At 60.5% G+C, this 16,296-nt stretch carries 19 protein-coding genes; 14 read left to right on the top strand and 5 right to left on the bottom strand.

Features of this window, described 5'->3' with window-relative positions; genetic code table 11:
* The first annotated feature begins 555 nt into the window (after window positions 1–555).
* The 9 genes from ACWHXD_RS16310 to ACWHXD_RS16270 all read left to right on the top strand — a co-directional run bounded on the left by ACWHXD_RS16310 (window position 556) and on the right by ACWHXD_RS16270 (window position 8,540).
* Complete coding sequence (locus ACWHXD_RS16310; protein ID WP_098951218.1) at window positions 556–1,551, top strand: HOASN domain-containing protein; 996 nt, start codon at window positions 556–558, stop codon at window positions 1,549–1,551.
* 39 nt (window positions 1,552–1,590) lie between these two features.
* Complete coding sequence (locus tag ACWHXD_RS16305) at window positions 1,591–2,577, top strand: HOASN domain-containing protein (protein ID WP_032896929.1); 987 nt, start codon at window positions 1,591–1,593, stop codon at window positions 2,575–2,577.
* 30 nt (window positions 2,578–2,607) lie between these two features.
* A complete protein-coding gene (gene purB, locus ACWHXD_RS16300) occupies window positions 2,608–4,041 on the top strand; it encodes an adenylosuccinate lyase (RefSeq protein ID WP_138761500.1) in 1,434 nt (477 codons plus the stop codon).
* Window positions 4,041–5,489, top strand: a complete 1,449-nt coding sequence (locus ACWHXD_RS16295) for a class-II fumarase/aspartase family protein (protein ID WP_138761499.1) — start codon at window positions 4,041–4,043, stop codon at window positions 5,487–5,489. Before purB ends, ACWHXD_RS16295 begins: the two co-directional genes overlap by 1 nt.
* Before the next feature lie 45 nt (window positions 5,490–5,534).
* A complete protein-coding gene (locus tag ACWHXD_RS16290) occupies window positions 5,535–6,608 on the top strand; it encodes a class I SAM-dependent methyltransferase (protein WP_138761498.1) in 1,074 nt (357 codons plus the stop codon).
* Between the two features lie 110 nt (window positions 6,609–6,718).
* Window positions 6,719–7,048: a hypothetical protein gene (locus ACWHXD_RS16285; protein ID WP_044273087.1), complete on the top strand. Its 330-nt coding sequence runs from the start codon at window positions 6,719–6,721 to the stop codon at window positions 7,046–7,048.
* Between the two features lie 97 nt (window positions 7,049–7,145).
* The gene (locus tag ACWHXD_RS16280; protein WP_098951222.1) at window positions 7,146–7,592 is read left to right on the top strand and encodes a GNAT family N-acetyltransferase; all 447 of its coding nucleotides are present in this window, start codon (window positions 7,146–7,148) and stop codon (window positions 7,590–7,592) included.
* 4 nt (window positions 7,593–7,596) lie between these two features.
* Window positions 7,597–7,854 carry a hypothetical protein gene (locus ACWHXD_RS16275; protein WP_098951224.1) on the top strand — a complete coding sequence of 86 codons (258 nt, stop codon included), beginning with the start codon at window positions 7,597–7,599 and terminating at the stop codon, window positions 7,852–7,854.
* A gap of 401 nt (window positions 7,855–8,255) precedes the next feature.
* Complete coding sequence (locus tag ACWHXD_RS16270) at window positions 8,256–8,540, top strand: DUF1652 domain-containing protein (protein ID WP_138761497.1); 285 nt, start codon at window positions 8,256–8,258, stop codon at window positions 8,538–8,540.
* On the opposite strand, the gene ACWHXD_RS16265 is transcribed toward ACWHXD_RS16270, so the two are convergent.
* Complete coding sequence (locus tag ACWHXD_RS16265) at window positions 8,515–8,877, bottom strand: NUDIX hydrolase (RefSeq protein WP_032896941.1); 363 nt, start codon at window positions 8,875–8,877, stop codon at window positions 8,515–8,517. The two genes, ACWHXD_RS16270 and ACWHXD_RS16265, sit on opposite strands and share 26 nt — an antisense overlap.
* A 126-nt stretch (window positions 8,878–9,003) precedes the next feature.
* On the opposite strand from ACWHXD_RS16265, the gene ACWHXD_RS16260 reads away from it, so the two are divergent.
* Both ACWHXD_RS16260 and ACWHXD_RS16255 read left to right on the top strand, forming a co-directional pair.
* Window positions 9,004–9,981, top strand: coding sequence for a Gfo/Idh/MocA family protein (locus ACWHXD_RS16260; protein ID WP_138761496.1), 978 nt, complete (start codon window positions 9,004–9,006; stop codon window positions 9,979–9,981).
* Between the two features lie 45 nt (window positions 9,982–10,026).
* A complete protein-coding gene (locus ACWHXD_RS16255; RefSeq protein ID WP_138761495.1) occupies window positions 10,027–10,656 on the top strand; it encodes a ribonuclease T2 family protein in 630 nt (209 codons plus the stop codon).
* Between the two features lie 13 nt (window positions 10,657–10,669).
* Here the strand turns inward: ACWHXD_RS16255 and ACWHXD_RS16250 are convergent, their stop codons facing one another.
* Window positions 10,670–11,272: a LuxR C-terminal-related transcriptional regulator gene (locus ACWHXD_RS16250; protein ID WP_032896946.1), complete on the bottom strand. Its 603-nt coding sequence runs from the start codon at window positions 11,270–11,272 to the stop codon at window positions 10,670–10,672.
* A gap of 182 nt (window positions 11,273–11,454) precedes the next feature.
* Here ACWHXD_RS16250 and ACWHXD_RS16245 point away from each other — a divergent pair, with 182 nt between their 5' ends.
* Window positions 11,455–13,068 (top strand): ATP-binding response regulator, encoded by a 1,614-nt coding sequence (locus ACWHXD_RS16245; protein ID WP_499084246.1) that lies wholly within the window; start codon window positions 11,455–11,457, stop codon window positions 13,066–13,068.
* Here the strand turns inward: ACWHXD_RS16245 and ACWHXD_RS16240 are convergent.
* Window positions 13,058–13,393, bottom strand: coding sequence for a hypothetical protein (locus ACWHXD_RS16240; protein ID WP_032896950.1), 336 nt, complete (start codon window positions 13,391–13,393; stop codon window positions 13,058–13,060). The two genes, ACWHXD_RS16245 and ACWHXD_RS16240, sit on opposite strands and share 11 nt — an antisense overlap.
* Window positions 13,394–13,569: 176 nt before the next feature.
* On the opposite strand from ACWHXD_RS16240, the gene ACWHXD_RS16235 reads away from it, so the two are divergent.
* Complete coding sequence (locus ACWHXD_RS16235) at window positions 13,570–14,052, top strand: GNAT family N-acetyltransferase (protein WP_032896951.1); 483 nt, start codon at window positions 13,570–13,572, stop codon at window positions 14,050–14,052.
* A 547-nt stretch (window positions 14,053–14,599) separates the two neighbouring features.
* On the opposite strand, the gene ACWHXD_RS16230 is transcribed toward ACWHXD_RS16235, so the two are convergent.
* Both ACWHXD_RS16230 and ACWHXD_RS16225 read right to left on the bottom strand, forming a co-directional pair.
* Window positions 14,600–15,082, bottom strand: coding sequence for a copper chaperone PCu(A)C (locus ACWHXD_RS16230; RefSeq protein ID WP_032896953.1), 483 nt, complete (start codon window positions 15,080–15,082; stop codon window positions 14,600–14,602).
* Complete coding sequence (locus ACWHXD_RS16225) at window positions 15,082–15,690, bottom strand: SCO family protein (protein ID WP_003191741.1); 609 nt, start codon at window positions 15,688–15,690, stop codon at window positions 15,082–15,084. Before ACWHXD_RS16225 ends, ACWHXD_RS16230 begins: the two co-directional genes overlap by 1 nt.
* A gap of 181 nt (window positions 15,691–15,871) precedes the next feature.
* Between ACWHXD_RS16225 and ACWHXD_RS16220 the strand changes: the two genes are divergently transcribed.
* Complete coding sequence (locus ACWHXD_RS16220; RefSeq protein ID WP_032896955.1) at window positions 15,872–16,255, top strand: DUF2946 domain-containing protein; 384 nt, start codon at window positions 15,872–15,874, stop codon at window positions 16,253–16,255.
* Window positions 16,256–16,296 lie beyond the last annotated feature (41 nt).

The raw sequence follows: 16,296 nt of genomic DNA, 5'->3' as shown, positions 1-16,296 counted from the left end.
TCCAAATGTGGGAGCGGGCTTGCTCGCGAAGGCGGCCTGACAGTCAACACAGCTGGATTGTGTGCATATCCATTGCTGCGGTAACGGCCACCTAGGGTTCCGCCCGGCGGCTCACTTTTGAAAAGCGCAAAAGTAAGCAAAACGCTCTTGCCCCACCACTCGGCACCTCGCTTGGGCTCGGTGTGCCCGAACGCAGGCTTGAATCCGTGGGCCGCCGCCACGCGCCATCCATGGCGCGGGGCGGCTAACCCGGCGTCCTGCCGGGTTACCCACGAATTCAAGCCTGCGTTCGGCCAGCGTGGTTTAACGGGGCGCCTAAGATCAAAAGCCAGATCAAGATCACAAGCAGAGCAAGATCAAGAGCGGCTCGCTTCGCATCGTGGTTACCGTTGGGGGCTGCAGGGTTGTGTTTATACCTGTGGTTGGGTGGCGCTATCGGCCTATCTCCACGCCTTTGAAAGAATTTTCCTACAGGTGTTGACCTTGCCACTACGGGAACCTTTAGGCTTTTTTCCGAGTACGCCCAACCACAAAAACAAGATTCAGGGGTTATCAATGGATACTGCTGCCCTGCAACAACGCTCGGATTCCGATCTCTTCACCAACGCCTCGCGGCTGATGGCGAATGCCTTGGAACCTGGCGCCAATTACACCCAGGTCACCCGCGCGCTGGAAGCGCTGCTCGCACAGGCTCGGCAAGGCCTGTCGGGAGACGCCGACGCCTACGCGCACTATCAGTCAGCCTTGCTGCAATTGCACATTCCCGGTGACCCGCGCACCGAACCGACCCGGCGCTGGATGGCAAGCGAGGTTTACCGCGTCGAAGATGAGTTCGCCGCCGACGTGCCGGGCTTCACCGCGTTGCCGGTGGAGGAGTTCCGTCAGCAGGTTGACGCTGAAATCGCTGCACGCAGCCGGGTCAATCACCCGATGTCGGTGCATCTGTTCCAAGGGACGCCGCCGGTGCAGGATGTGCGCTTCTTCCTGGAGCATCACTGGACCCGTTCCTACAATTTCTACAGCCTGCTGGCCGAACTGGCCTTTCGCTTCGAAGCCATCGAAGATGCCTCGGTGTTTTACCGCAACCTCTACGGTGAAGCAGGGGCTGAGACGCCGGAGCGTTCGCACCCGGCGATGCTGGCTCATCTGATGGAGTATTTCGATATTCCGCTGGCCATCGACTTTCCCGCGCTGCATCCGTTGGAAAAGGCCTACCTGAATAATCGCATTCGCTGTGTGCGCCACACGGATGTCGCCTGGGGCCTTGCGCTGCTCTATGCGGTCGAGTCCGTCAGTTGCGTCAACCATCGGCGCATCTACGAGCTGTTGCAGCGCCTCGACGTTCCAGAGCAGCCCAGCGAATTCCACCGTTTGCATGGCACCCAGGATGAGATCGACACCGAGGAAATGTGGGCCCTGATTGCCAAGTTCGCCAGCGAGGAGGGCTTTCAACGCACGTTTATGCGTGCACTCAAGCGCCACTTCGAAATCAACAAGGCCTACTTCGACAGCCTGTGGCAACAGATGCAGGCCCAACGCCTGTCTGCCTGAACGACCTGCGATCCCAGAACAAAAATAATGGAGCACATGATGAGCCCACGTAATTTTTCCCTGCCGCAATTGCAGAATATTCACACGGCCGAAGCCCGTCTGTTGGCGGAAGCCTTGAAGCCGGACGCGACGTTCAACCGCATCGAAATTGCCGCCAATATGCTGCGCGCCCTGTGCGAGAGCGGCCAACGTGGCGACGCCGCCAATGCAGCGCAGTGCCAGCAGTTGCTGTATATCCTGTCGCTGAGCGATGACGTGGCCACCGCCTCGACCCGGCGCTGGCTGGCCAATGCCGTCTATAGCGTGCAAGAGCGTTTCATGCCGTCTGCCGACCTGGCATCGCCCTTGTCCGAGGCCGGTTTCCAGCAACGCCTGGAAGAGCAGATTGCCGCGCAGTCGCGGGAAAACCACCCGATGTCGCAGTATGTGTTTGAAGGCAAAGCCTCTCGCGAGCAGCTGCAGGTGTTTTTGCGCCACCAATGGTTCCGTACTTATCGCCTTTACCGGGACGCCGCCGACCTGCTGGTCAACCTGACTGACGTGGACGAGGCGGCTGCCCTGGCGCGTTATCTCTACGGCGAGTTGGGCGAAGAGGATGAGCAGCGTTCCCACCCGAAGCTGTTGGCCAAGCTACTCGCCGCCGTAGGCCTGAATGCCGATTTCGAGGCGCTCTCGACGATGCCTGAGGAAATCGCCTACCTCAACAACCGCGCACGTTGCTTCCGCAACCCCGATGTCGGCTGGGGCCTGGCGGTGTTCTACATCACCGAACTGGTGGTGCCGGGCAACCACGGCAAGTTGTACAACGCCCTGCGCAATGCGGGCTTGAGCCAGGATGACGCGGAGTACTACGAAGTGCATATCAGCCTGGTGCCGCCACGGGCCAAGCGTGAATGGGCGCTGATCTCACGGCGTATTCCGGACCTCGGGTTCCAGAACGCGTTTCTCACGTCCCTGGCCGAGCACTTCCGGCTGGAGCGGGCTTACTACGATGCAGTCTGGGAACAAGTGCAACGCGTGAAGTAGCCCTCCTTAGGACAACGCGAGTAACTCGACATGCCAAGTCATATCACTGAATCCCGTATCCACGGGGGCGCTTACTCGTCCCCGGAATTTGCCGCGATCTTCTCTGATGCCAATCAGGTGCAGAAGTGGCTCGATGTTGAAACTGCGCTGGCGGCGACCCAGGCGCAGATGGGCATCATCCCCCAGGAGGCCGCCCGGGAGATTGCCCGGGTGGCCAGTGTGGAACTGCTGGACCTCGACGCGTTGGGGCGCGAGAGCCTGGAAACCGGGCACATCCTGGTGCCGACCCTACGCGCCTTGCAGCGGTTATGCGCCGATGGGTTGGGTGAGTACGTGCATTACGGCGTCACCACCCAGGACATCCTCGACACCGGCCTCATCCTGCAAATCCGCGATGCCTGGGGCCTGGTGGTGCAGCGTTTGCGCGGGATCCGTGGGCATTTGCTCACGCTCGCCTTGCGCCACAAGCACACGCCGATGGTCGCCAGGACTCACGGGCAGCAGGCATTGCCCACCACGTTTGGCTACAAAGTGGCGGTGTGGGTCGATGAGATTGATCGGCACCTTGAACGCTTTGACGAAGCCTATGCGCGGGTGATGGTCGGTAACCTGACCGGCGCCGTGGGCACCCTGGCCGGGCTTGGCCCGCAGGGTTTGGATGTGCAGCGCCGCACCCTGGAAAGCCTTGGCCTGGCGGCGCCGTTGAGCAGTTGGCACAGTGCCCGCGACCGCATCCTGGAGGCGGCGTGGTTGCTGGTGCAGGCGTCGGCAACCTTGGGCCGTGTCGCCAATGAGATCTACCACCTGCAGCGCACCGAGATCGACGAAGTGCGCGAAGGCCGGCGGGCAGGGCAGGTGGGGAGCAGCACCATGCCCCACAAGCAAAACCCGTCGACGGTGGACCTGATCAGCGCGCTGTCGCGGCTGGTGCGCGCGCAGATGGTTGCGCTGACCGACGCCGCGTTCCAGTTGCACGAGCGTGACGGCACCACCTGGCGCATCGAATGGGCGGCCTTGCCGGAGCTGTTCATTTACGCCGGCGCCTTGCTCGCCCGTATGGAGGGCTTGCTGCTGGCGGGGCTGGAGGTGCGTGAAGCGCGCATGCGCAGCAACCTGGATTTACTGGGCGGGCTGATCCTGTCGGAGCGGGTGATGCTCGCGCTGGCGCCTCGGTGTGGCAAGCAGACGGCCCACCACCTGGTGCACGACATCGCCCTGCAAGCCCAAGACGCAGGCGTCTGCTTTCACGACGCACTGCTTGGCGACTCGCGGCTGCAGGGTTGTTTCAGCCTGCAAACGCTCGATGAGCTGCTTGACCCGACGACCTACACGGGGCTGGCGGCCGAGATGGTCGATTTGGTGGCAACTAAAGCACTGCCTCGCGCTTGCGGCCATGGCCTTGAAGCGACGAAGGCAACCCCAGGCAATACCAGTCAGTCCCAGTACGCGATGGAGGGTATGTGATGGATGCGCAAACATTGGAAGTGACCGCCCGTGCGTCTTGCACCGCACGTTTGGACCGCCCGGGCTTTGATCATGACGGCGAGCAATGCCGCCACGAACACAGCCATATTCTTGACTCGAAAACCCACGGCTCGGGTTATGCCGGCCCGCAGAGCCGCAAGATCTTCTGCAGTCATTGTCGCCTGCAACGCTGGCTGGACGTGGAAGCCGCGCTGGCCATGGCCCAGGCCGACGTCAACATCATCCCGCGCGAGGCGGCCCTGGAGATCGAAAAGGCCGCATTGCTGTCAGGCATCAATGTGCGCCAACTGGCCGAGGGCGTGGCGGCCACTGGGCATTCGCTGATGCCATTGCTGAGCGCCCTGCAAAAAAACTGCAGCCCCACTGCCCGTGAATACGTGCATTACGGCGCCACCACCCAGGACATCCAGGACACCGCTCAGTCCCTGGAAATGCGCGATGTGCTTGATGCGATGGACTTGGCGCTGGAGACCTTGCTGGGCAAGTTGTCGACCTTGGCTGATGCGCACCGTGACTCGCTGATGGTCGCCAGGACCCACTCGATTCCCGCCTTGCCAACCACCTTCGGGCTGAAGGTCGCCGGCTGGATCGATGAGCTGTTGCGCCACCGTCAGCGCCTGGCCGAGGCGCGCCAGCGGGTGCTGGTGGTGCAGTTGTTCGGCGGGGTCGGCACCATGGCGGCGTTCGGCCCGGACGCCATGCCGATGCTGGAGCGTTTTGCCCAGCGCTTGTCGCTGCAAGTGCCCCTGACGGGCTGGCATGTGTCCCGTGACCGCGTTGCGGAGTTTGTCAGCACCCTGGCCATGGTCACCGCCTCGTTGGCTCGCGTAGCCGATGAAATTCGTACGCTCAATCGCTGGGAAATCGCTGAAGTGGAAGTGGGCTGGAGCGACCAGCAGATCGGCAGCAGCACCATGCCGCACAAACGCAACCCTGAAGGTTGCGAGCAGGTGGTGGTGTTGGCGCGGCTGGCCAAGGCCCAGGTCATGCTCGCGCTGGACGCGATGATTCTTGAGCATGAGCGCGATTACCGGGGTACCCGGCTGGAGTGGTGCGCGGTCGCGGACGTTTCCCACTATGCGCTGATGGCGCTCTCGATTCTGACCGAGACCATCGACGGGCTCACCGTGAATGTGCAGAAGATGGAAGGCACCGCCCAGGCCTATGGTGATGCCATCTGCACCGAAGCCGTGGTGTTCGAAATGGCGCGCAAGCTGGGCAAGAGCAGCGCCTACCAGATCATCTTCGAAGTGTCCCAGGCCAGCCAGCGCAACCACGTGTCGATCCGCGAGGCGATCGAGGCCGATGCGCGGGTGCTCGCGGTGATGAATGACGGCGCCCTGGCGCGGCTGTTCGAGCCCCGGACGCACCTGGGCATGTCCGAACGCATCGTTGACAACGTGCTGGCCAGGCTCGCCGGCCACTGATCATTGATCTCTGAACAGACTTGCAAACTCATCAAGGAGCGACAGATGTCCAACGTTATGGAAGTTGATAAAACCAAGGTCCAGCAATTTTCGGCGCGCATCATGGAGGATTACGGCAACACGCTGCGCGGCGCCATGCTCTACATCGGCGACCAGCTCGGCTTGTTCAAGGCATTGGCCGACGGCCACGCGGTGACCCTGGAGGAGTTGGCGCACAAGACCGGCTACAACGCGCGTTACTTGCGCGAATGGCTGGGCAGCATGGCCACCGGCAATTACGTGACCTATGACGCGCAAACCCGCCGCTACCAGATGCCAGCTGAATTTGTGCCAGTGCTGGCCGATGAAGACTCGCCGTATTTCGCCGGCGGCATCATTCAGCTCAGCGTGCCGTTCGTGAGCATGGCACCCAAGGTCATTGAGGCCTTCCGTCATGGTGGTGGTTGTGCTGAAGAGGCGTTCCCGCTGGAAACCTGGAAAGGCATGGAGCGCATGACCATGCCCTGGTACAAGCACTACCTGGTCCAGCACTGGATCCCGTCCCTGGACGGCGTCGAAGAGAAGCTCAAGACCGGCGGCAGTGTGCTGGATTTTGGCTGCGGCGCGGGCCTGGCGGCGATCACCATGGCCAAGGCCTACCCCGAGGCGCGCATTGTCGGCTGCGACTTCCACCTGCCTTCCATCGAGTTGGCGCGGGCCAACGCCGAGGCGGCTGGTGTGGGTGACCGGGTGCAATTCGAGGTGAACGACTCCGATGCCTTGCGCGGCCAGCAATTCGATTTCGTGACCACCTTTGTGGTGATCCACGATGCCACCGACCCTCAGCAGATGCTCAAGGATTTACGCGCAGCAACGGCCGAAGACGGCACTTACCTGATGGTGGAGCTCAACCTGTCCGAAGAGCTGCACGAGAACATGAACCTGTTCGGGCGCGTCATGTACCCGCAGAGCACCCTCTATTGCATGACCTGTTCACTGTCCCATGGTGGGGCGGGGCTGGGGGCGTTCATGGGCGAGAAGCGTGCCCGCCAGATGGCGCAAGCGGCCGGTTTCAGCCGCTTCCGCAAAGTGCCCTCGGAGTGGCCGCCAATGCCGGCGCTGTTCGAACTCAAGCCTTGATATGAGCCATCCGGCCATTGCGTTGCGCAGTAAGGCAATTTAATGGCCCCTTTGTAACAAAATCCTCGCCAAAATCACTTTTATTTTCAGGTGGTTAGGTGAGGATGCAAATGCGCTCTGTGGGAATGATGCTGATTGCCTGCTCCCTGGCCGGCGGCGCGACTGTCGCGCAGGCCAGGGAATTGCGCGAAGGTGACAAGTACATGTGCAGTTGGGGCGCCGGCACGGCCGCCAGGGCTCAGGAGCTCAAGTTATCCGGCGTTTCGCTGTACGCCGCCCGGCAGAAGATCCAGACCCTCAAGTTCAACAAATCGTGGATGCGCATGATGGCCATGGGTATCACCGAGCAGACTTATGACAGTCGTTCAAGGCTCAAGCCGGAGGCGATTCGTCAGAGCTTTTACCAGGATTGCCTGCGCTACAAGGTCGCGCGCAAGTAATTCGTAGCCCCGCACCCGCTGTGAGGCCTTTACAAATCCACGACAAACCCTGTGTGAGTATTTGCATACAATGGCGCACTTCTTCATGGAGGCCTGTATGCAAGTGCTGATTCGAGCGGCGACACCCGATGACGTCGACACGCTGTGCGCGATTCGCACCGCGGTGGTGCAAAACCACCTGAGCCTGGAACAGATGGCTGACCTGGGGATTACCCCACAGGTGTTGCGCGAAACGTTGCACGCAGCCCCTTGCGGCTGGATTGCGCAAGTGGACGGCCAGGCTGCGGGGTTTTCCATGGTCGATCTGGATGAAGGCGAAGTATTCGCGATGTTCGTGTTGCCCTCACACGAGAAGCTTGGCCTGGGCCGTCAACTGATGGCGGTGGCCGAGGCGGCGCTGTTTGAGCGCCACGACACGCTGTACCTGGTAACTGATGGGCGTGATGAAATCCGTGCCAATGGGTTCTATCAGCGCCTGGGCTGGTCCGTCGTGGGGCCGGTCGATGGCGATGATGTGCGCTATGAAAAGAGCAGGGCGCCATAAGGCCATGAATGCCCCAGAGCCTCCATCGTCCAACAGCTTGCGCTACTTCGCGGTGGGTGTGCTGGTTGTTGCGGTATTACTGGGGTTCTATTTCATTCACCTTAACGCCAAGGTCGACCGCCAACGCGAAGAGGCCACTGAACGCCTGACGCTGTGTCGTCACCTGGAGGCCGTGGTGGGTGCCACCGCTTCCAGCCGCGAGGCGCTTGAAGAAACGTGCAAACAGTTAAGTGAACAGTTACTTAAAAGTGCACCGGATTAATAACCCTTTTTTATACGTGGGCTTATAGCCGTTACTTGCACCAAAAAGTGGCATGGCTACAGCCTTCTACCTTAAAAAACATGTGGTTATTGAAGGGCTTACGACACTTTCAATCCGACGAAAGGATTAAAATAATCTTGTTACATGTTTTTACAGTCGTTAATATAGCCGGGCGTTCACCTCCCACGGTTTATGCATTTTTAAATCCCAAGTTTCCATCAGCTACTTGGGATTTTTTTTGCCTGCGATTTAATCCTGGTTTGCAGTTCATGGCCCGCCAGGCCCGACAAAATGAGGGCTGGCTAACACTTTTGCATTAATTGTCCGGTGGCCGGCAAAACCTTATCTATGCTGCTTGCATCACCTCAATCGGGTAGAACCCAGGGACGGGGGGGCTGATCATGATTTCCATCACCGAATTCAACCGCATCATGGCCTCAGGCTTCCTGCCGCTTGCGTGTGAGTGCTGCGTTAACAGCGACGGCTCACTGCGCATCAGCGTGTTCGAGCCCATGTCCGGCCGTGTCGACTTGCTGCTGACCTGCGTATCGCCCGAGGGCCTGGACAGCATCCGTGCCATCTCCAACCTGATTGGTGAGTTGCGTACCGAGATAAAGGCCGGGCGCCGTGGGTTTGCTGCGGTGGGTTCTGTCCAGGGCGTCAGAGGCGCCGCAGAAAGGATTTGACGATGTGGCGCGTGGCGTCTGTGGTGTCCAGCTCATCCAGGGCGCTGTAGGCGTACCACTGGCAATCGACAATCTCGTTGCACGGCCGTGCCTCGTCGATATTGACTACCGATGCCTCAAACACATGGTGGACGGTGTCGCGGGCCTTGAGCTCCTGCAGGTACAGCAAGCCGTCCACGTTTAACCCGGTTTCTTCTTCTAATTCGCGTTCCGCCGCGCCTACCGGGCGCTCGTCTGCTTCCACTTTCCCGCCGGGCAATGCCCATTTTGATCTGGCCTTGCGCACGAAGAGGATGTGCCCCTCATGTTCGCAAATGACGGTTGCCCTAATTTTCATCGAGTGTGCCCCCGTGCCGAATGAATGTCATAAAAGTGTAATGCAATTGTCATGCTAAGTGGTTATAGCGCGCCGGGGCCGGTATGTGGATACTGCCCGATTGACGAATTTGAACGAGGGCATTTAATGCAGACCATACGCTGGGGCATGATCGGCTGTGGCAGTGTCACTGAGTTAAAGAGTGGACCGGCTTTCTATAAAGCGCCAGGTTCGGCATTGGTGGCCGTGATGGGGCGGCGTGCCGAGGCGGTGCGCGATTATGCAGCGCGCCATGGCATTGCCCGTTGCTATACCGATGCCCAGGCCTTGATCGATGACCCCGAGGTGGAGGCGGTCTACATCGCCACCCCGCCCGACAGTCACCTTGAGTACGCCCTGAGGGTGGCCGCGGCGGGCAAGCATTGTTGCGTCGAAAAGCCGATGTCGCTGAATGCTGAACAGAGCGCGTTGATGCAGCGCACCTTTGAGCGCGCCGGGCTGCACCTGTTTGTTTCTTACTACCGGCGTTCATTGCCGCGTTTTGAGCAAGTGCGCACCTGGCTGCAGGACGGCCGTATCGGTGAGCTGCGCCACCTGACCTGGACCTTGTGCAAGCCAGCTGCCGCAACAGACACCGACGCCGCCAATTGGCGCACCGACCCGGCCATTGCCGGTGGCGGTTACTTTGCCGACCTGGCCAGCCATGGGTTTGACCTGTTCCAGTACCTGGCTGGCGATATCGTTGAGGTCTCAGGCTTTTCGGCGCGACAGGCGGGACGCTACGCGGCAGAAGACGCAGTGACAGCCTGTTGGACATTCGCCAGCGGTGCGCTGGGCATGGGCTGCTGGAACTTTGTGGCAGACCGCCGCGAAGACCGTGTCGAACTGATCGGCAGTCGCGGCCGTATTCAATTTTCGGTGTTCGACGACCAGCCGCTGCGGCTTGAAGGCGAGACCACCGAAGTGTTGGAAGTGCCGTGTCACACCCATATTCAATGGCACCATGTGCTGAACATGAACGCGCATATTCGTGGCGAGGCCGAGCATCCCTCGTTGGCCATCGAGGCGCTGAAGACCGATATCATCCTGGATAAGGTGCTACACCGTTACTCCCAGCATCCCTAGTCGTGGCGATAGCGTAAGGCTTCACTCTTTTGAAGGAATACCGGGATGAAATACTGGATGGTGTTGTGGCTGCTGATCGCCACCGCGGCAACGGCGGCGCCACGCAGCCAAGGGCAGTCGGGCGAGTTTGATTTTTATGTGCTGTCGCTATCGTGGTCACCCACGTTTTGCCTCACGCACCCAGGCAACGAGCAATGTTCGGGCAAGGGCTACGGCTTTGTGCTGCACGGTTTGTGGCCGCAATACGTGCGGGGAGGGTGGCCGGCGTCCTGTGCGCCGCAGACGCACTTGAGCGAGGCAGAAATGGATAAGGGCGCGGCGCTGTTTCCCACCCGTGCATTGCTCAAGCATGAGTGGGCCAAGCATGGCACCTGCAGTGGGCTGCCGCCGTTGGAGTATCTGGAGAAGACCGATGTGGCGCTTGGTGCGGTGGTGATCCCGCAGCAGCTGCAGCCGTTCAACACGCCGCCGTCATTGCAGGCCAAAGAGATCGAAGCGCTGTTTCGCGAGAGCAACCCACGCATGGGCAACCACGGGATGGCGGTGATCTGCAAGGGTCAGGTGCTGTCGGAAGTGCGGGTTTGCCTGACCAAGGACCTGGCGTTTGCAGGTTGCCCGCGCAGTGTGAAAAGCCAATGCCGTGGAGGCGATATTCGTATTCCCACGCAGCGTTGAGCCGCGCCGGCGCCTAGAACTCGCCGGAATACTTCACCGCAGCTGCAGCGCGTGAGGGGACATTCAGGCTGCGCAACAATGACGACACATGGATACGCACGGTAAACGGCGAGATATTCAGGGCCTTGGCAATTTCCTTGTTGGTCTTGCCCTGGGCAATCAGGCGCAGCACTTCCTGCTGACGTGGGGTGAGGGTGTGGGTGTCGAGCGGCAGCAGGCCTGAAGGGGCGAACTTGACCAGCACTTCGCCCTCGCGGATCGCCAGCAGGGCCTGGCCGATCTCATCCGGGGCGATGTTCTTGCCGATAAAGCCGTCGGCGCCCAGGGCCATGACCTGTTCGATCAGCGCGGGGTCGTCGACCATCGACACCAGGACCAAGGTGGTGCGTTTCAGTTGCTGGCGCAGTTCGGCCAGTTGGCTGATGCAGGTCAGGCCGGGAAAGCGCAAATCCAGGATCAAGGTATCGACCTCGCCCGCTTCGCACAGCAACGCATTCACCGTGGCCAGGTCGCCGGCCTCCTGCACCACCGCGCCCGGTAGCAGGCGCTGCACGGTGCGCGTCATGCCTTCACGAAACATGGGGTGGTCGTCGGCGATGATGATTCGGCCGGTCATTGTGTGCTCCTTCCTGGGGCAAGGCCTTCGTCCAGGCATGCTAATTTATTTACCGTCGGTGTAGGAGCGAGCTTGCTCGCGAAGCAGGCTCAGGCACCGCGTACTTGCAGGTCAAACGCGTTATCGTTAACGTTTTTCGCGAGCAAGCTCGCTCCTACAGATAATAGGTCAGGGATATGACGATGAGTCTTGAGACCAACTCTGAACTCGATCAGGCTAACCTGCGCATCGTGGTGGCCACCATCGCCATTGTGTATATAAGCCTACTGGGTTTCCTACCTGGGCAATCGCTGGACACCTACCTGCCGGTGATCCTCTATATCTTTGTGTTCCTGCTGGCGTCCATCGTGCTTCGCCAGGTGATCGCACGCTGGCCCGGGCATTACCCGGCGCGGCGGATCTTCGGCATGATCCACGACTACACCGGTACTTCGTTCGGCCTGGTGGTGGGGGGTGAAGCGGCGTTGCCGCTGTATGCGGTGATGGTCTGGGTGAACCTGGGCAATGGCATGCGCTACGGTTCGCGCTACCTGGCGATTGCCACGGCGCTGGCGTTGCTGGCGTTGTTGATCGTGTATCAGCTTACGCCGCTGTGGCAGGCGCAGCCGTTCATGGTGCTGATGCTGATGATCACCAGCACGGTGATCCCGGTGTATGCGCATATTCTGCTGGAGCGCACGCGCAAGGCCTCCGAGCAAGCGATCGCTGCCAACCTGGAAAAATCCCGCTTTCTCGCCCAGGCCAGCCATGACCTGCGCCAGCCGATCCACTCCATCGGCCTGTTCACCGCCTGCCTGCGCGAAGCCCGCTTGGGGGAGGACGAACAGCGCTTGGTGGACAATATCGACCGTTCTCTGCTTAACGTCTCGCAATTGTTCCGTTCGATTCTCGACCTCTACACCCTCGACAACGGTCGCCTGTTGCCCAAGTACCAAGTGATCCACCTGGGCGAATTTCTCGCCGACCTGGTGCGCCAGAACGCCGAGGCTGCACGCTGGGCGGGGGTGGAGTTGCGCTTGCGCCCCTGCGCCCATTGGGTGTTGGTCGATCCGGGCATGCTGGCGACCATGGTGCAGAACCTGCTCTCCAATTGCTTCAAATACGGCGCGCAGCGACCGGTGCTGATCGGTGTGCGTGTGCGCGATAACGGCTTGGTAATCGAGGTACACGACCAGGGGCGGGGGATTGCCAGGGAGCATCTTTCAAAAGTCTTCGAAGAGTTTTATCGCGTGCGTCAACTGCGTGACAAGGACGTTGAAGGCGTGGGCCTGGGGCTGTCCATCGTCAAGCGCCTGGGGCAAGTGATGGGGTTGCAGGTGAGCCTGCGCTCGCGCGTTGGCCATGGCACTTCTGTCAGCTTGCATGGCTTGGCCCTGGCGGCCGCGCCGCGCCAACCGGCGTTGCGCGACGATGCACGCCAAGCCGGCCTGCTCACCGGCCTTAAGGTGTGCCTGGTGGAAGATGACTACAACGTGCTGCTCGCCACCCAGGCCCTGCTTGAGCGCTGGGGGTGCCAAGTGCAGGCCGAGTCCACGGGGCAGGGTTTGGTCAGCGACTGTGACATCATCGTCGCCGACTATGACCTGGGCAACCATGCCACCGGCATCGAATGCATCGACCAGCTACGCGAGCAACGTGGCTGGGCGGTGCCAGCGCTGATCCTTACCGCGCACGACGTGGAGAAAATCCAGGCGGCGTTGCACGACCGTCAGATTGCTATCCTGTCCAAACCGGTACGCCCTGCGGAACTGCGCGGCACCTTGCGTGAGCTCAGCCAGGAAAAAATTACTGCATGAATGGTGTCATTGCGTTGCCACGCGCGCCTTTTGGCTGGCAGTAGGCGGCAGGCTTCATCAGGCCAAAACTGGCGACCGCAAATAGGCCGCCGCTGGCCCCGCTGGGCACGGAGCAGTTGTATTCGCCGGACGCGGTGTTGGCTACATAGTAGGTGCTCATGGAATCGCTGCGCACATTGGAGATACGCTTCACGGGTTCGCCCAGATTGGTTTCCGACAGCTTCTTGAGATGGTCTTCGGTAGGCTTGATATTGCTGCAACCGGCGACGCCGATGATCAGGGCGCCCAACAGGGCAAGGCGGGTGACAGGGGAGAGGAGTTTCATGGTGCTTCTTCCTTGGGGTTGTTTTGGTTTTTCCAACGCGCAACAAACCCACGCGCACTGAATGCGCGGTGTTGGTGAGAACGTTGGAAGTGCCGCGGAATATAGCGCCGCGGTGAGGTAGGGTCGATTAGCACAAATGGGCTAATGGCAGTTTGAGGTCATGGAAGGAGCTTGCGATGCTGGAGATAAAACGTGCCACGCCGGACGACGCCGAGCGTGCGTTTGAGATTCGTCGTGAGGCCATTCTCGGCCAATGCATTGGCGCTTATAGCGCTGAACAAATGGCGCTTTGGACCAGAGGTCGGGCCAGTGATGGTTACGGCGCGCTGATGGAAAAACAGTTCTACATGGGATGGTTCAATGGCGAACCTGTTGCCACTGGCATGCTGGATCTTGCCAACCATGAACTCGGCGCCTTGTTTGTATTGCCCGTATTCAGCGGGCGAGGGTTTGGCAAGGCGATGCTTGCTCACTTGGAGCACGTGGCGCAGCAGCAGGCGATTGAGCAGGTGGTGCTGGATGCGACGCTGAACGCGGTGAGTTTTTATAGAGCGTGCGGGTATGTGGGCGATGAGCAGGCGGTGTATCGCTCCCCGTCCGGGTTGGTGCTGGCGTGTGTACCGATGGTGAAGCGGTTGCAGGTTATGAATTGCGCTTGAATGCTGCGCGCAATTGGGTCAGTTCAGCGCCATCGGTCAAGGGCTCGAGGGATTGCGTACCGAAAGCGTTCAACCCCACGATCCAACTGTGGGAGCTGGCTTGCCTGCGATAGCGGCCTGACAGCCTACACCTATCTACCTGACACCCTGCGATCAACCTGTGGGAGCGGGCTTGCTCGCGAAGGCGGCCTAGCAGTCAACACAGTTGGATTGTGTACATATCCATTGCTGCGATAACGGCCGCTTAGGGTTCAGCCCTGACGGCGGCTCACTTTTGAAAAGCGCAAAAGTAAGCAAAACGCTCTTGCCCCACCACTCGGCACCTCGCTTGGGCTCGGTGTGCCCGAACACAGTCTTGAATCCGTGGGCCGCCGCCACGCGCCATCCATGGCGCGGGGCGGCTAACCCGGCGTCCTGCCGGGTTACCCACGAATTCAAGCCTGCGTTCGGCCAGCGTGGTTTAACGGGGCGCCTGAGATCAAGATCAAAAGCAGATCAAGAGCGGCTCGCTTCGCATCGTGGGGACGTGGGAGAAAAAGCGGCCTACTCAATGCATCTTGCTATGGTCCATCTTGCTATGGTCCATACCATCCAACCCACGGGCCGTTGCCTTCACTTCGACAGCCTGCTTTTCACCCTTGGCATCTTGCACCGTCAGGGTCAGCGGCACCTGGTCGCCTTCCTTGATCTGAGCGTTCAGGCCCATCAGCATCACGTGGTAGCCGTTCGGGTCGAGCTTGACGGCTTTTCCTGCCGGCAGGGCCACCGCATCCACCGGGCCCATGCGCATCACGTCGTCCTTCATGCTCATCTCGTGAATCTGCACGTCCTTGGCCACTGGCGAAGCGACGCTCAGCAGTTTGCTGTCGCTGTCGGCGGTGAGGGTCATGAAGGCACCGCTGGATGGCTGGCCCGGTACGGAGGCGCGAACCCAGGCGTCGGTCACTTGTACCTGGGCGCTGGCGTGGGCGGCGAGGCCCAGCAGGGTGAGGCCGAGGGTGAGACGCTTGAGGTGTTGAACGGCAGTCATTAGCAGACCTCCATGACGGTGAGCAGGTCTTCTGCGCACTCTTGAGCGGTAAGGGATGCCTGCAAGCCAAGGCGCAGGTTGCCACGGGTGTCGAACACGAAACTGGTGGCGGTGTGGGAAAGGGTGTAGGTGTCGCCGGCGGGGATCTTTTCATAAAAGATCCCGAACTCCTTGGCGGCCACGGCGATTTCTTCCGGGGTGCCGTAGAGCGCTTCGAAGCTGGGGTCGAAGGCCTTGACGTAATTGTTGAGAATCTCGGGGGTGTCGCGCTCGGGGTCCAGGGTGATGAACACCACCTGCATGATCTTGCCATCGCGGCCCATCAGTTTCTTGGCCTGGGCGGCGCGGGCCAGGGCGGTCGGGCAGACGGCCGGGCACTGGGTGAAGCCGAAGAACACCACCGGCATCAGGCCGCGGTACGAGCTTAAGGTGACGGTTTCGCCGTCGGTGTTCTTGAGCTTGAAGGTGCGGCCCATGATCTTGTCACTGAGGTCCTTGCCGTACTTGAAATTCAGCTTGGGGCTGTAGTCACAGCCGCCCAGCAGGCTGCCCAGGCCTAACAGGCCCATGCCGGTCAGCACTTTGCGGCGGGTGAATAACGTACTCATCAACTGTGCATCCTGTGAAACGCCTGCAAGGCAGTAGAGCTGCCCCACCAGGCTTTGAAAAGGAGTAACGAGAAGGGTGCAGAGTCTAGCAACCCTGGCCCGTGCGCGTAATCTGCGACGTTCTGCCACAGGGGCGCGGCGCATTTCGTCCTTTTGTGGCTTCGGTGGTAGAGTCGCCGCCATGAAATTGCGCCACTCTGACCGCTCACTGATCGCCTGGGCCCTGTACTTCTGCGTGCTGATGAACCTGTTCGCCTGCGGTTTGGGGCATGGCCAGATGATGGGCCAGCAGCTCAACGGCATCGGTGGGCTGTTCTGTTCGGTGGACGGCGGCCAGTCGCCCATTTCCGACAAAGGGTTGGCAACCCCGTCTTCCAGCAACATCTCGAACTACTTTGCCTGCCCGGTGTGCAACGCGGTTACCGTCGCCCTGGTGTTCCTGATCGGCCTGGCCTGGCTGCTCGGTCTCACGCAAACCCCACGTGTCGCCCATGAGCGGCGCAACAAGGCGCCTCCGCGTTATTCCTGGCCTTCGGCCAACCCTCGCGCTTCTCCCGCATTCTGACGTGTGCCTTGGGCTTCCTGTCACCAGGAGGCATTCTCTCG

Source organism: Pseudomonas fjordensis (assembly GCF_976987115.1).
The sequence above is the reverse complement of the archived record's forward strand: the minus strand, read 5'-3'. Positions and strand labels throughout refer to the sequence as shown.

Bases quoted from the DNA above. Each gene is read 5' to 3' on its own strand.
- ACWHXD_RS16310 (WP_098951218.1), top strand. From the start codon at position 556: ATGGATACTGCTGCCCTGCAACAACGCTCGGATTCCGATCTCTTCACC.
- ACWHXD_RS16305 (WP_032896929.1), top strand. From the start codon at position 1,591: ATGAGCCCACGTAATTTTTCCCTGCCGCAATTGCAGAATATTCACACG.
- purB (WP_138761500.1), top strand. From the start codon at position 2,608: ATGCCAAGTCATATCACTGAATCCCGTATCCACGGGGGCGCTTACTCG.
- ACWHXD_RS16295 (WP_138761499.1), top strand. From the start codon at position 4,041: ATGGATGCGCAAACATTGGAAGTGACCGCCCGTGCGTCTTGCACCGCA.
- ACWHXD_RS16290 (WP_138761498.1), top strand. From the start codon at position 5,535: ATGTCCAACGTTATGGAAGTTGATAAAACCAAGGTCCAGCAATTTTCG.
- ACWHXD_RS16285 (WP_044273087.1), top strand. From the start codon at position 6,719: ATGCGCTCTGTGGGAATGATGCTGATTGCCTGCTCCCTGGCCGGCGGC.
- ACWHXD_RS16280 (WP_098951222.1), top strand. From the start codon at position 7,146: ATGCAAGTGCTGATTCGAGCGGCGACACCCGATGACGTCGACACGCTG.
- ACWHXD_RS16275 (WP_098951224.1), top strand. From the start codon at position 7,597: ATGAATGCCCCAGAGCCTCCATCGTCCAACAGCTTGCGCTACTTCGCG.
- ACWHXD_RS16270 (WP_138761497.1), top strand. From the start codon at position 8,256: ATGATTTCCATCACCGAATTCAACCGCATCATGGCCTCAGGCTTCCTG.
- ACWHXD_RS16265 (WP_032896941.1), bottom strand. From the start codon at position 8,877: ATGAAAATTAGGGCAACCGTCATTTGCGAACATGAGGGGCACATCCTC.
- ACWHXD_RS16260 (WP_138761496.1), top strand. From the start codon at position 9,004: ATGCAGACCATACGCTGGGGCATGATCGGCTGTGGCAGTGTCACTGAG.
- ACWHXD_RS16255 (WP_138761495.1), top strand. From the start codon at position 10,027: ATGAAATACTGGATGGTGTTGTGGCTGCTGATCGCCACCGCGGCAACG.
- ACWHXD_RS16250 (WP_032896946.1), bottom strand. From the start codon at position 11,272: ATGACCGGCCGAATCATCATCGCCGACGACCACCCCATGTTTCGTGAA.
- ACWHXD_RS16245 (WP_499084246.1), top strand. From the start codon at position 11,455: ATGAGTCTTGAGACCAACTCTGAACTCGATCAGGCTAACCTGCGCATC.
- ACWHXD_RS16240 (WP_032896950.1), bottom strand. From the start codon at position 13,393: ATGAAACTCCTCTCCCCTGTCACCCGCCTTGCCCTGTTGGGCGCCCTG.
- ACWHXD_RS16235 (WP_032896951.1), top strand. From the start codon at position 13,570: ATGCTGGAGATAAAACGTGCCACGCCGGACGACGCCGAGCGTGCGTTT.
- ACWHXD_RS16230 (WP_032896953.1), bottom strand. From the start codon at position 15,082: ATGACTGCCGTTCAACACCTCAAGCGTCTCACCCTCGGCCTCACCCTG.
- ACWHXD_RS16225 (WP_003191741.1), bottom strand. From the start codon at position 15,690: ATGAGTACGTTATTCACCCGCCGCAAAGTGCTGACCGGCATGGGCCTG.
- ACWHXD_RS16220 (WP_032896955.1), top strand. From the start codon at position 15,872: ATGAAATTGCGCCACTCTGACCGCTCACTGATCGCCTGGGCCCTGTAC.